The sequence below is a fragment of the Rhizobium sp. BK049 genome (assembly GCF_014193135.1).
Taxonomy (GTDB): domain Bacteria; phylum Pseudomonadota; class Alphaproteobacteria; order Rhizobiales; family Rhizobiaceae; genus Rhizobium.
The window spans coordinates 1-13020 of the sequence record NZ_JACHYV010000051.1 but is presented as its reverse complement, the minus strand read 5'-3'; the positions used below and the strand labels follow the sequence as shown (position 1 = coordinate 13020).

Sequence of the window (13020 nt, the reverse complement as noted above, 5' to 3'; positions counted from 1 at the left end):
GTCATCCTTGCCGGCCGTCCTTTTCCGGTAGGACAGAGAATCATATTTCAGCTGATTTGCGAATCCGCGATTCTGAAAAATCGAAGCGTGCTCTAGCCAATATTTGCCCGGATCGGGCGAATATACCGTCGGCACAATTGCAGGAAATGGCCGGAACAACTGGGGCGGCGGGCAAAATTCCGGACGCCCTTGTCTTTTGTTTGCTGCTTCTTAAATAAGGTTCGCAATCGCAGCCGCGGTTCAAAGCCTGTGGATAAGGCTTTTTCCGAGTTTTCGCGGGCTTTTTTGCTGGAAAAGCTTGACGAGAACAAAAAATGTGGGAATCACCGTTCGACTTGTTGAAACGGTGAACAGGGTCAAGGCGGATCGCGCAACCATGGCCGGAAATCCAAAGGCAAGAAAGCTTTGCTGTCCGGTACCGGCGATCGTGGTTAATCAGACTTTAAATGTCATCCCGTTAGGTGGGCTCAGGTGATTCAAGGGCGACGCGAGCGGCGCGTCAGGCCCTGAGACGGCCCATTCACCGTAGCGAGATTGGATAGCGTCAGGAAGGCGACGATATAAATGGCAACCAAGGTCAAAGAGAACGAAGACGCGGAAGTCGAACGCGACGGCGCAAGCGACGGCCCTCTTCTCGATCTTTCCGACGACGCGGTCAAGAAGATGATCAAGGCCGCCAAGAAGCGCGGCTACGTGACGATGGACGAGCTGAACGCCGTCCTGCCGTCCGAAGAAGTGACCTCCGAGCAGATCGAAGACACGATGTCGATGCTGTCGGACATGGGCATCAACGTCATCGAGGACGAGGAAGCCGAAGAGGCCGGTGCTTCCGGCGGTGGCGATGACGACGACGCCGGCGGCGATGAGGACAGCGAAGGCGGCGAGCTCGCGCCTTCGGCCGGCACCGCGCTTGCGACCGCCAAGAAGAAAGAGCCGACCGACCGTACCGATGACCCGGTGCGCATGTATCTGCGCGAGATGGGCTCGGTGGAGCTTCTGTCGCGCGAAGGCGAAATCGCAATCGCCAAGCGCATCGAAGCCGGCCGCGAGACGATGATCGCGGGCCTCTGTGAGAGCCCGCTGACCTTCCAGGCCCTGATCATCTGGCGCGACGAACTCAACGAAGGCACGACGCTGCTGCGCGAGATCATCGATCTCGAGACGACCTACTCCGGTCCGGAAGCCAAGGCAGCGCCGCAGTTCCAGAGCCCCGAGAAGATCGAGGCCGACCGCAAGGCGGCAGAAGAGAAGGAAAAGACCCGGCGCGCCCGCTCCGGCGACGACGATATCACCGATGTCGGCGGCGAAGGCCTGCCTCCCGAAGAGGAGGAAGAGGACGAGGACGAATCCAACCTGTCGCTGGCGGCGATGGAAGCCGAGCTGCGCCCGCAGGTCATGGAAACGCTCGACATCATCGCCGAGACCTACAAGAAGCTGCGCAAGCTGCAGGACCAGCAGGTCGAGCAGCGGTTGGCCGCTACCGGCACGCTGTCTTCCGCCCAAGAGCGCCGCTACAAGGAGCTCAAGGACGAGCTCATCAAGGCGGTCAAGTCGCTGTCGCTCAACCAGAACCGCATCGATGCACTGGTCGAGCAGCTCTACGACATCAACAAGCGCCTCGTGCAGAACGAAGGGCGCCTGCTGCGTCTGGCCGAATCCTACGGCGTCAAGCGCGACTCCTTCCTGGAGCAGTATCAGGGCGCCGAGCTCGATCCGAATTGGATGAAGTCGATCGGCAATCTGGCCGCTCGCGGCTGGAAGGAATTCGCCAAGGCGGAGAATACGACGATCCGCGACATCCGCCAGGAGATCCAGAATCTCGCGACGGAAACCGGCATCTCGATCTCGGAATTCCGCCGCATCGTGCACATGGTGCAGAAGGGCGAGCGCGAAGCCCGAATCGCCAAGAAGGAAATGGTCGAAGCGAATCTTCGCCTCGTCATTTCAATCGCCAAGAAGTACACGAACCGCGGCCTGCAGTTCCTCGACCTCATTCAGGAAGGCAATATCGGCCTGATGAAGGCGGTCGACAAGTTCGAATACCGCCGCGGTTACAAGTTCTCGACCTATGCAACATGGTGGATCCGTCAAGCGATCACCCGCTCGATCGCCGACCAGGCCCGCACGATCCGCATTCCGGTGCATATGATCGAGACGATCAACAAGATCGTCCGGACCTCGCGCCAGATGCTCCACGAGATCGGCCGCGAGCCGACGCCGGAAGAACTGGCCGAAAAGCTCGCCATGCCGCTCGAAAAGGTCCGCAAGGTCCTGAAGATCGCCAAGGAGCCGATCTCGCTTGAAACCCCGGTGGGCGACGAAGAGGATTCGCATCTCGGCGACTTCATCGAGGACAAGAACGCGCTGCTGCCGATCGATGCCGCCATCCAGGCGAACCTGCGCGAGACGACGACCCGCGTTCTCGCCTCGTTGACGCCGCGCGAAGAGCGCGTCCTGCGCATGCGCTTCGGCATCGGCATGAACACCGACCACACGCTCGAAGAAGTCGGCCAGCAGTTCTCGGTCACCCGCGAACGTATCCGCCAGATCGAAGCGAAGGCGTTGCGCAAGCTAAAGCATCCGAGCCGCTCGAGAAAGCTGAGAAGCTTTCTGGACAGCTAAGAAACTTCAAGCTGCGCTCGATCCTCGACAGCTGAGGTTTCGACAATTGCCGTGATGATTGGAAAGCCGGGCGTCGTGCCCGGCTTTTGCTTTTGTGATTAATACCAATGATCCCGGCGGCTTTCTTGTCGCTCAGTGGTGACAAGATTATAGTCCGGCGACGGGGGAAGAAATCGGTCGCGGTGCGCGAGCGAGGACCGACGCATGCCCGTGTCGGGCGAATCCTCCGTTCGGAGGTGCAAGATGACCACTTACATTGTGTTGATCAACTGGACGGACCAAGGCGTGCGCACTGTTCGCGACTCGTCAAAACGGCTGGATGCGGCGAAGAAACTGCTTGGCGACATGGGCGGCTCCTTCAACCAGTTCTTTCTGACGATGGGCGGCCACGACATGGTGGCTGTCTGCGAAGCGCCTGACGATGCCGTCATGGCGCGATTTGGCCTTTCGCTGGCGATGGCCGGCAATGTCCGCACCCAGACACTGAAGGCATTCCCGGAGGCTGCCTATCGAGAGATCATCGGCTCGCTCAGCTAACGCATGCAGAATTTCAGCGCCTCTCCCCATCAAGGGCGCGGCCTCGGCCCCGCTCGTGGGTGGCCCATTGTCCAAGTCCGAGAAGAGAACGGATGGCGCACTGGCCAGCGGATGGCTTCGGCGCGATCACGAGGTTTTTTGCTTTTGCGGCTTGATGCTGCCGGCTTTAAAGGCCACATCGCTGCTGTGACAGACGAAGTGGACTTGGCGGAGACGAATCACGAAACGGCAAAACGGCGGCCCGAAATCCGCTGGGGCGTTGCCGCGTCGGTGCTTCTGCATGTGCCGATCGTTGCGCTTCTGATTTTCGGCTTGCCGAAGATGGAGCTGAAGCCTCCGGAAGACGAGAGCGTGAAGGTCGAGCTCGTCCCGCTGCCGGAGGAGAAGAAGCCGGAGGAGAAAAAGGCCGAGGAAAAGCCGCCGGAGCCGAAGCCGCCGCAAGAGGCTAAGAAGGAACCTCCGCCACCACCACCGCCGCCTCCACCGGCAAGGAAAGCTGTCGAGCAAGCCAAGCCGAAGCCCATGCAGACCCTCAAACCCGTTACTGAATTTGGAGATAGGACTAGCGGTCCTGACAAGGCCCTGGCGGGAAATGCTTCTCAAGGTGAAAAGAAAGCCGCAACAACTCCACCCCAGCACGACGATGCCTCGACGCAGGAGCCAACAAGAACTGTTGACGCAAAACCCAAAGCTGAGGAGCCTCCATCAAAACCCGTGCCAGATGATGTGAAGCTGCCGGAGGTGGCTGCGATGGACGTTTCTCCGGAAAGCAAAGGGCCGCCGACGGAAGCCTCCGGCGAAGCCAATACGACGATTGAGCCGGCCAAACCGCCTGAGCAGAACATCTCCGATAAGCCGAAAACCGTTTCTGAAACCAAGGATCTGCCCGAGGCGAAAACGCTATTTTCTCGGGCGGCCGATGGCAGTCTATTTGCGCAAACGGCGATGGATGGCCTTTCACGAAAACAGCGAGTGGCGACGCTTTGCACCACGGAGCTGCAGGGTCAACTTGTTCACGGCTCGCCGCCCTATTTCCCTTCCGCATTGCCGAGTTTCGGCCTGCGGGCTGGTACGATTCTGGACGTGAAGGATGCAGCCTTTGGCACAGCCAAGGGCTGGTTCCAGGTTCGTTTCCGTTGCGAGGTGGACGAGGGAGCTACCAAAGTGGTGTCCTTTGCTCACCAGGTCGGCGGACGAATCCCCCGCAACGAGTATTCGAAATATGATATCGATGACTAAAGCGCGCCGCGATCTTCGTCGTCTCGCAGCCAGCCACGCGCAAGGAACTCTACCTAACCTTTCCTCATTGGCCGTGATGTTTCCGGTGAAGAAGGGACAATGATATGTCGAACGAGATCGAGCGTTTTCTTGAGCGCCAGGATGAAGCCGTTAGCGCGCTGTTCCTGGAAAACAAAGGCGACGAGCTGACCGATATTCTGGTTGCGGCCCTCGAAGAGGCTCTTGAGATCCTGGTCGAAGCTGCGCCCGCCGAAACGCTGCATTGACATCTTTCGAGAGATTGCCTGGCCCGCTTGCTGCCCGTCTGTCTGGCTACCGGATGGAGCGGGATGCGCTCGGCCGTTCGGCCGCGAGCGTCTTTCGCCTGGAAGGCGAGGGCCTGCCGGCGCTCTATCTGAAGGTCGAGGCGGTAGGGCCGTTCGGCGAGCTTGCCGATGAGGCGGCCCGGCTCGCCTGGCTCAAGGACTCCGGCCTGCCTTGCCCGGAGGTGATCGCCTGTGAAAGCGACGGCGAACGTAACTGGCTGCTGCTCAGCGCGCTGCCGGGAACCGATCTCGCCAGTGCTTCGGCGCTGGCGCCCCTGGCGCGCATCGAATTGCTGGCGGAGGCACTGCTCGATCTTCATCGTCTGCCGATCACTTTCTGTCCGTTCGATCACCGCCTGGAAAAGCGCCTGCCGGTAGCCAGGGCGCGTATGGAAACTGGAATCGTCGATGAGCAGAATTTCGATCCGGCCCGGCTGGGAAAGAGCGCCGCCGAGCTTTTTGCTGAGCTCGAGAGCATGAGGCCGGGCAGCGAGGATCTCGTCGTCACCCATGGGGATGCCTGCCTGCCGAACTTCGTCGCTCTACACGGCCAATTCTCAGGCTATATCGATTGCAGCCGCCTCGGCGTCGCCGACCGCTATCAGGATATTGCGCTCGCCTGCCGCAGCATCGCCGATAATTTCGGCGAGGCGCTGGTGCAGCCATTTCTCTATCATTACGGCCTGCCGGCGCCCGATCCGGCAAGGCTCAGTTACTATCAACTGCTCGACGAGTTCTTTTAGACGGTTGCGTCATCAAGGCGCGGCTGGCAGAGTTGCCGGCATCGGACCTGCGGACGTCAAATGCCGAAAAACCAGTTCAGGATGCTGCGCTCGGCGCTTCCAGGCGTCGAAGCGGTGGAAGCCGAAACGCCTCACAGTTTCGCCAGGCACACGCATGAGCAGTTCGGCATCGGCCTCGTGTCGTCGGGGGCGCAGAAATCGCTCAGCGGCCGCGGCATGGTGGAGGCGGAGGCAGGTGATATCATTACCGTCAATCCGAACGAAGTGCATGACGGCGCGCCGATCGGCGAGCGCCGGTCGTGGCGCATCCTCTATTTCGATCCCGAGATCGTCACCGGCCTCTCGCAAGAGATCGGCACAGGGCGTTCGGAAATTCCCCATCCCGTCATTCGCGATGCAGCGATCGCCGCCCGCTTCGGAACGCTGTTTTGCGCGGTGACCGCGAGTGCTGCCGACGGGCTGCTCTGCGAGGAACTGCTTCTGCAACTCGTCGCCGATGTCATGCGGGAAGGCGGCGGCAGCGAGGAGAGGCCGCTGGTGCCGTCATCCATCCGCGCGGCGCGGGATCTGATCGACGACGATCCTCTGGCCGCCGTCTCGCTTGCCGATCTTTCCAGGGAAAGCGGCCTCAGCCGCTTCCAGCTGCTGCGCGGCTTCGCCAGGGCGACCGGATTGACGCCGCATGCCTAGCTTGTCCAGGCTCGCATCCATCTCGCCCGGCGGCTGATCGCTGAGGGCACGCCGCTTGCGGAAGCGGCCTTTGCCAGCGGCTTTGCCGACCAGAGCCACATGACGCGCGTCTTCGTGCGCAAATACGGCCTGTCGCCGCGGCTTTACGCCGGCGCTTTTCTCTGAGCGATGGAAGGCTGATTCCTGGTGCCGCGCGCTGCCACCTCTCTCCAGCCTCATCCCGTGCCTCGCAAGGGCCGCATTGGGCGATGGCTGTTCGTGAGTGCCGCGCCCTGCGACCTCTCTCCAGCCTCACCCTGAGGCGCCCCGCGGGGGCCTCGAAGGACGAGGCTGGCCACCTTGCTTTGGTTCATACAATTGCAATTTCGTTCAAGACCCGAACCGCTCGCTGCTGTTTCTTCGGCGTATCCAATCGGAGGCGCGGAATGTCGAGACAGGTTCAAGGCTATTTCTATCTGGCGCTGGCCATGCTGACGGTCGGCAGCACTGTCATCGCGAGCAAGATCATTGCTTCGGGACTGCCGCCCTTCACCGCCACCGCCTTGCGCTTCGCCCTCGCTCTTCCCGTCTTTTTCCTGCTGATGCGGGCAAGCGGAACGGGGTTGCCGAAGCTCTCCAGCCATGACCGTCTCATCCTCGTCATTCAGGCCGGCGCCGGCAGTGTCGGATATACGACTCTGCTGATATCAGGTCTCAGGCTGACCTCGGCCGCCGATGCGGGCGTCATCATCGGCACGCTGCCGGTGGTCTCGGCGGCGGTTTCGATCCTGCTGCTGCGCGAACGGCCGGGGCGCGCCCTGCTTCTGGCCGTGGCGCTGGCGAGCGTCGGCGTGTTTTCGATCGCCTTCACACCGGAGGCGACCGGCGGTTCGCTAGCCGGCAATCTGCTGATTTTTCTCGCGGTCATCTGCGAGGGCTTGTTCATTCTGTTGAACAAGCGGCTGACCGTCGACATTCCGCCGCTTGCCCAGTCGACGCTGATGACCGGCATCGGCTTCGCCGTCTCGATCGTTCCGGCCATTTTCGAGGCGCCCCTCACGCATGGGTTTTCAGCCAGTGCTGCCGCTGCAGTCGTCTATTATGCCCTGGTGCCGACCGTCGGCGGCTTTCTGCTGTGGTATGCGGGGGCAGAGAGGGTGAGCGGCACCGAAGCCGCGCTCTTCACCGCGCTTGCGCCGGTTTCGGCCGTCATGCTCGCTTTCGTCATTCTCGGCGAGCCGATCGGCTTCAACCAGATTGCCGGCATTGCCTGCGTGCTGGCGGCCGTGTTCGGGCTCGCCATTGCAGGAAGCCACAGGAAATTCATCGAAGGAAAATGATCATGAAGTTCAGCCATTCCAACGCGATATGGCAGGCTTTTCCGCAGCTTGCCGCCGGCGCGCTTTTTGCCGAAGGCATTCATGCGGCAGCTGACGTCGAAGAGGCAATCGCAAGTTTCAGCGCGATTGCCGAGGCCCGCCTGGCTGAAGCCCAGGAAAGCGAATTCCCGGAGATCCAGGCGTGGCGGCGCGGCTTTTCCCGCATGGGCTTGAAGCCGACGCAGTATCGCTCGGCCTCCGAGGCGCTTCTGCGCCGCTTCCGCCAGGAGCACGCCCTGCCGCGCCTTCATCCGCTCATCGATCTCTGCAATGCGATTTCGCTCGCATTTGCCATTCCTGTCGCCGTCTTCGACACGGAAAACATTGCCGGCGATCTCCAGGTGCGGCATGCAACGGGGCATGAGACCTATCTCACCTTCAGCGGTCAAAGCGAATATCCGTTGCCGGACGAGGTGATCTTCGCGGATGACGAAGGCAGAGCACATGCCCGCCGCTGGACGAACCGGCAGAGCGGCCTGTCGGCGGTGCGGGAGACGACGCGCTCGGTGCTGATCGTCGCCGAGGCGCTGCATGCCGGGGCCGGCGAGGAGACCGCCAGCTTGGTTGCGACGCTCGCGGATGCGCTCGCGCGTCACTGGTCGGTGACAGCGGCGACCGCCGCCCTCAGTCAGGCATCGCCGCGTTTCGCATTCCAGGTGTAAGGGAAGGAAACGCTCGGGGGTTGGGCCGGCGGCATGCGCGCCCTATCTCAGGGGCATCCTATCTTCTGGAGACGAACCCATGTTGGACAAGTCGATCAAGATTCCCGGGCCGGACCATCCGATCACCGTCGAGCACAATCCCTGCCGCGTCGTCGTCACCGTCGCCGGCCGGACGATTGCCGACAGCCGCAACGCGCTGACGCTGCGCGAGGCTTCCTATCCGCCGGTCCAGTATATCCCTCGCAGGGATGTCGATATGTCGCTGCTTCAGCGCACCGATCACGCCACACATTGCCCTTACAAGGGCGATGCCTCTTATTACAGTATTGCTTTGGGCGGCAAACGCTCCGAGAACGCGGTTTGGACCTACGAAGCCCCGCATGCCGCCGTCAGCAACATCAAGGACCATCTCGCCTTCTATCCCGACCGTGTCGACGCAATCGAGGAATTGGCTTCGCCCGAGGCCGGCGCTTTCTGAGGATCGCCGGATGGCGGGCGCTGAAAATCGTTCGGCCGGAACCTGTCGCCTTCAGCATCGTTAGGGGCATCATCGAAGGAGCATGCCGTGCCGAAATTCCACTTCCAGCTCTTCGATCGCGATGGTGTCGGCACCGAGACCGGATACGAATTCGAATCCGTCGAGGCTGCCAAGGCAGAGGCGCGAAGGGTCCTCGCGGAAATGGCAGCCGAAGGCCTGCCCACTGCGCCTTTGAACATGCTTTCGGTCGAACTTTTCGACGAAAGCCGCAAACCGCTTGCGGAAATTCGGCTGATTCTGGAAGAGATCGCGAAATAGAAGCGATCGGACCTCAACCGGAGAAATGCCCGTCGACGCTTTCGGGCCACTCGCGGAACTATGTCAAATTTAATTGCCGCCCGCCGGGGTGGGTCTTAATGCATGTCGCTCCCGGAAGTGTGCGGATGACGACATGCATGAAAGCAAGGAGCTAGAGCGCATCCATCGAACAGTTGGATTGATGCCTATATGGGACCCGCCGGCATCCAGAGGCCGTCATCGAATGACGTCGACCCATTCATTGCTGAAGACGAGACTGGCGACTGTGACAGGATCGCCGCGCTCGTCGCGGACGGTAACGGCAATCGTCATGCGGTCACCTGCCGGCAATTCGTCTCGCGCCACGTCCAGCAGGATGCGGGTCACCTCTTTGGGGATGTCTTCACGAGATTTGAGCTCGGTGCCGTGCTCGTCGCGGGTCGGACCTTCCCCGTTGTGTAGATCGAAATAGTAGCGAGCCATGTTCTTTCCTGCGCGTCAGAGAGGAAATAACCAATGAAGACAATTGTTCCCGAGGCTAGGCCTTGATTCCTATAGAAAATACAGGTTGCACCGAGACGGCCCCGAGCCCTTGCGATAGCGGGAGACAGGACCGTGATTGAACCCTTGTTGCTGAACCTTGGAAGCCGTGATGTGCTATCAAACGAGGAGGAAAACCTTCTTCGGTCGATCCTCGTCAAGGACAGGCAATTCGCCGTCGGAGAAGATCTCGTTTCCCAAGGCAGCCGGCCGCCCTTCAGCACGCTGCTGCTCGATGGGTTCGCGGCGCGCTACAAGGTGATGGCGGACGGCAGCCGGCAGATCACCGCACTTCATGTTGCCGGCGACTTTGTCGACCTCCATGCTTTTCCCGTCAAGGTAATGGATCATGGCATCGTTGCGCTCTCACCCTGCCACGTCGCTTTGGCCGATCATGCCGACTTGAGGGCGATCACCGAGCGCATGCCGCATTTGACGCGGCTGCTTTGGCTCGACACGCTGGTCGACGGCGCCATTCACCGGGAATGGATCGTCGCCATGGGGCGGCGCTCCAAACGCGCCCACATCGCCCATCTCGTCTGCGAACTCTTCATGCGGCTGAAGGTCGTCAGACGCACCCGGGGCGAAAGCTTTCAGTTTCCGCTGACGCAGATCGAGATGGCGGACGTGCTCGGCATATCGGTGGTCCACCTCAACAAGACGCTGCAGGCTCTCAGGCGCGAGGGCGCCTTCACCTGGGAGAACCGAACGATCACCATCGTCGATTGGGAACGCCTGCAGGAGATCGCCGAATTCGACCCCGCCTATCTCAGCATCTCCAGAGAGCCGCGCTGATATCTGCCGCATCGCATGCGCGTTGAAAGGGAGGAACGGCGCCGTTAGGGTGGCGGGAATCACTTGGCGGGACGATGCGTGACGAAGACTTTTCTACCCAACCTATTGGCGGCAGTTTTCTCCGCATTACCGGCCGCGGCGCAGAGCGAATGGCAGGCGATCGAGGAGGTGCGGCCCTATTCGATTTCAGGCAAGACCGGCGCCGAACTTTATCAATCGATCGGGGCACAGGGCCCCAAAGCCGGCGTGACGGGCAGGATCATCGCGCATACAACGTTTAAGCTCACCTGGACCCGCAAGTACGAGCCGCAGGGCAATGCCTGCGCCATCGTCACCAACCGGCCGAAGCTCATCATCACCTACACACTGCCTAAGCCCTCGGCCCCGCTGCCGCCAGCCGTCAAGACCAGCTGGGATGGCTTCATTTCAGGCGTTGCCGCGCATGAGCGGGTGCACGGCGAAACCATCAAGGACATGGTTAAGGAAATCGAGGCGATGAGCGTCGGCTTCACCGTTGCCGACGACCCCGACTGCAAGAAGATCAGGGTCGAACTGACCCGACGCCTCGGCGAGATTTCCGCAAAGCAGCGCCAGCGCGGCCGCGACTTCGACAAGGTCGAAATGGGCGACGGCGGCAATATCCAGCAGCTCATCCTCAAGCTGGTGAATGGGCCTTAGCCGATGGCGGGCATCGATCTGCCCATGCGACGGCCATTGACTTGGCCGTCACGGCGCGCCAACTCGCGGACAATGTCATTGCGAGACGGAGAATGCCCGTGCCCCAGACAATCCTCACCCTGTCCACTCGCGGCCAGGGACTTTACGAATTCACCGATCAGGCGGAGGCCTTCGTCAGCGCCTCGGGACGGGACGAGGGGCTTCTCACCGTCTTCGTGCGCCACACATCCTGTTCACTGCTGATCCAGGAAAATGCCGATCCCGACGTGCGCACCGATCTTCTCGCCTTCTTCCGTCGGCTCGTGCCGCCGGCCTCCGACCCATCGATGGGCTGGATCGTGCACAGGGCCGAGGGGCCGGACGACATGCCGGCGCATATCAAAGCGGCGCTGACGCAGGTGTCGATCGGCATTCCGGTCGCCAGGGGACGCTTGACGCTCGGCACCTGGCAGGGCCTGTATCTCTTCGAACACCGCGACCGGCCGCACCAGCGCGAAATCGTGCTGCATCTCGGGGCCTGAGAGCGCCGTGCGTCCTTGCCGAGGCTATGGCACGGCGATCAGCCATCGGCCACGCGGCACACCGATCAGCCCACCAGCCCCATGGCACCACGATCAGCCCTCATCCTCAGGCGCCTAGGCCATAGGCCGGAGCCTCGAAGGAGGGGGCGGGTGATGAGCGATCTCCTTCAGACGAGAGATCACGCGAATCCCGATCGAAAGAAGAGCCGTCAAAAACCGCTCATCTTCTTGTGAATGCAAACTGAATGGTCGGTTCGAACAGCATTCAGCTTGCCGCATTTAGTGTCGAGGCAATCCCTTATGGGAGAGCTTAAAAGACCAATCGACGGAGACACTCCATGACGCATTTCCTCACCAAGGCTTGCCTTGCCGCAGTGCTCGCCCTCTCATCCATTCCGGCCACTGTTTCCACGGCGGCAGCCGCAGGGCCGCAGACAAACTTCATCGTCGAGGCGCAATATTATCGTCCAATCCGCGGCTGCTCGCCGATGCACGCCGTGAACAAGGCGCGCGATTTCGGCCTGCGCAGAGCCCACATCACCCGCATGTCGCCGCGTGTCGTCGTCGTCGCCGGGCGCGATCGTCGCGGCTGGGACAGGATGGTCTTCGCCAATGTCCGCGGCTGCCCGCTGATCCGGCGTTGAAAATTGCACGGCAAGCGCCTATGTGCGCTTGCCCTTTCGCCTTGACGGCGACACTTTCAGCCGTCTCTTCTCCGATTTGTATAAGTGATTCCACTGACGCCTCGGCGTGATGCGGAGAGTGGGGAGGGCGGCTCGACCGCACCGACTATGGAACGAAAGGTTTTTCGATGATGCAGTTTCTGGCAAAGGCGGGTCTTGCCGCCATGCTTGCCGCAGGCACTCTTGCCGGCACGGTGGTCCCGGCGGCCGCTCAATTTAGTATCATTATCGGCGATCAGGATCGTGATCCGCCGCGCGATTATCGCCGTCCGCCTCCGCCGCCGGGCTTCGGCCGGCGCCCGCGCGGCTGCGATCCGCGGCTGGCGGAAGATCTCGCCCGCGATTGGGGCTTCCGCCGCCCGCGCGTCGTCGACATCACCCCGCGCCGCGTCATCGTTCAGGGCTGGACCCGCCGCGGCCCCGATGAAATGAGCTTCGCCAACGTCCGCGGCTGCCCCGCTTTGCGCCGTTGATTGTCCTGCGCCCGTCTCGCTGAACCGGCACGGGCGGTTTCTTTGTGAGATTCCAAAGCCGCGCGCCCGGAAGGGCGCGCGGCGTTCAGTTTAGACGCAGGAGCTCCGTTTCCTGGGCCTTGTGCCGCGGCTGTCCTGTCGATGAAAATCACGAGATCAGCCCTCATCCGCCTGCCGGCACCTCTCCCCGCTCTGGCGGGCCGAAGGGGATATCTCGCTAGCTCTCTGTTCCCCGCTGAGCTCTCGTGGGGCACGTCCCCTCTCCCCGTCAGAACGGGGAGAGGGTTAGGGTGAGGGGCATCGGCGGGTACAGCCCGGGCTGATACCTGACAGAATGAACCGGGTTGATGGTCGACAAGTCATAGTGTGTCGGAGGGAGGGCTTCCGATGCCATTTGTG

General features: G+C 61.5%; 16 protein-coding genes and 1 pseudogene. 16 read left to right on the top strand and 1 reads right to left on the bottom strand.

Annotated features, from left to right (window positions below; all coding sequences use genetic code 11):
- From FHT70_RS30130 to FHT70_RS29490, 11 genes and pseudogenes are all read left to right on the top strand, one after another.
- A partial coding sequence (locus FHT70_RS30130) for a hypothetical protein (protein ID WP_210282995.1) occupies window positions 1-218 on the top strand: 218 nt, incomplete at its 5' end.
- Between the two features lie 346 nt (window positions 219-564).
- Window positions 565-2622, top strand: coding sequence for an RNA polymerase sigma factor RpoD (gene rpoD, locus FHT70_RS29535; protein ID WP_011426193.1), 2058 nt, complete (start codon window positions 565-567; stop codon window positions 2620-2622).
- Window positions 2623-2865: 243 nt separating this feature from the next.
- A complete protein-coding gene (locus FHT70_RS29530; RefSeq protein ID WP_011426192.1) occupies window positions 2866-3159 on the top strand; it encodes a GYD domain-containing protein in 294 nt (97 codons plus the stop codon).
- A 144-nt stretch (window positions 3160-3303) separates the two neighbouring features.
- Window positions 3304-4398 (top strand): DUF930 domain-containing protein, encoded by a 1095-nt coding sequence (locus FHT70_RS29525; RefSeq protein ID WP_097596920.1) that lies wholly within the window; start codon window positions 3304-3306, stop codon window positions 4396-4398.
- Between the two features lie 104 nt (window positions 4399-4502).
- Window positions 4503-4664, top strand: coding sequence for a hypothetical protein (locus tag FHT70_RS29520; RefSeq protein WP_176536208.1), 162 nt, complete (start codon window positions 4503-4505; stop codon window positions 4662-4664).
- Complete coding sequence (locus FHT70_RS29515) at window positions 4661-5446, top strand: APH(3')-II family aminoglycoside O-phosphotransferase (protein WP_281411817.1); 786 nt, start codon at window positions 4661-4663, stop codon at window positions 5444-5446. The genes FHT70_RS29520 and FHT70_RS29515 overlap by 4 nt, the downstream gene beginning before the upstream one ends.
- A 60-nt stretch (window positions 5447-5506) precedes the next feature.
- Window positions 5507-6301, top strand: a pseudogene (locus FHT70_RS29510) (AraC family transcriptional regulator).
- Window positions 6302-6561: 260 nt separating this feature from the next.
- Window positions 6562-7455: a DMT family transporter gene (locus FHT70_RS29505; protein ID WP_183706685.1), complete on the top strand. Its 894-nt coding sequence runs from the start codon at window positions 6562-6564 to the stop codon at window positions 7453-7455.
- A 2-nt stretch (window positions 7456-7457) separates the two neighbouring features.
- The gene (locus FHT70_RS29500) at window positions 7458-8156 is read left to right on the top strand and encodes a phenylalanine--tRNA ligase beta subunit-related protein (protein WP_183706684.1); all 699 of its coding nucleotides are present in this window, start codon (window positions 7458-7460) and stop codon (window positions 8154-8156) included.
- 79 nt (window positions 8157-8235) lie between these two features.
- Window positions 8236-8634, top strand: a complete 399-nt coding sequence (locus FHT70_RS29495) for a DUF427 domain-containing protein (RefSeq protein WP_183706683.1) — start codon at window positions 8236-8238, stop codon at window positions 8632-8634.
- Between the two features lie 87 nt (window positions 8635-8721).
- Window positions 8722-8952 carry a hypothetical protein gene (locus tag FHT70_RS29490; RefSeq protein ID WP_020921849.1) on the top strand — a complete coding sequence of 77 codons (231 nt, stop codon included), beginning with the start codon at window positions 8722-8724 and terminating at the stop codon, window positions 8950-8952.
- 216 nt (window positions 8953-9168) lie between these two features.
- Here FHT70_RS29490 and FHT70_RS29485 read toward each other — a convergent pair whose 3' ends face one another.
- Window positions 9169-9414: a hypothetical protein gene (locus FHT70_RS29485; protein WP_011426184.1), complete on the bottom strand. Its 246-nt coding sequence runs from the start codon at window positions 9412-9414 to the stop codon at window positions 9169-9171.
- Between the two features lie 132 nt (window positions 9415-9546).
- Here FHT70_RS29485 and FHT70_RS29480 point away from each other — a divergent pair, with 132 nt between their 5' ends.
- The 5 genes from FHT70_RS29480 (at window position 9547) to FHT70_RS29460 (ending at window position 12621) form a co-directional block, all read left to right on the top strand.
- Window positions 9547-10266, top strand: a complete 720-nt coding sequence (locus tag FHT70_RS29480) for a Crp/Fnr family transcriptional regulator (RefSeq protein ID WP_183706682.1) — start codon at window positions 9547-9549, stop codon at window positions 10264-10266.
- Between the two features lie 78 nt (window positions 10267-10344).
- The gene (locus tag FHT70_RS29475; RefSeq protein WP_183706681.1) at window positions 10345-10944 is read left to right on the top strand and encodes a DUF922 domain-containing protein; all 600 of its coding nucleotides are present in this window, start codon (window positions 10345-10347) and stop codon (window positions 10942-10944) included.
- A 98-nt stretch (window positions 10945-11042) separates the two neighbouring features.
- Complete coding sequence (locus tag FHT70_RS29470) at window positions 11043-11465, top strand: secondary thiamine-phosphate synthase enzyme YjbQ (protein WP_097596885.1); 423 nt, start codon at window positions 11043-11045, stop codon at window positions 11463-11465.
- Between the two features lie 338 nt (window positions 11466-11803).
- Window positions 11804-12109, top strand: coding sequence for a hypothetical protein (locus FHT70_RS29465; protein ID WP_085778850.1), 306 nt, complete (start codon window positions 11804-11806; stop codon window positions 12107-12109).
- A 167-nt stretch (window positions 12110-12276) separates the two neighbouring features.
- Complete coding sequence (locus FHT70_RS29460; protein WP_097596884.1) at window positions 12277-12621, top strand: hypothetical protein; 345 nt, start codon at window positions 12277-12279, stop codon at window positions 12619-12621.
- The last annotated feature ends 399 nt before the right edge of the window (window positions 12622-13020 follow it).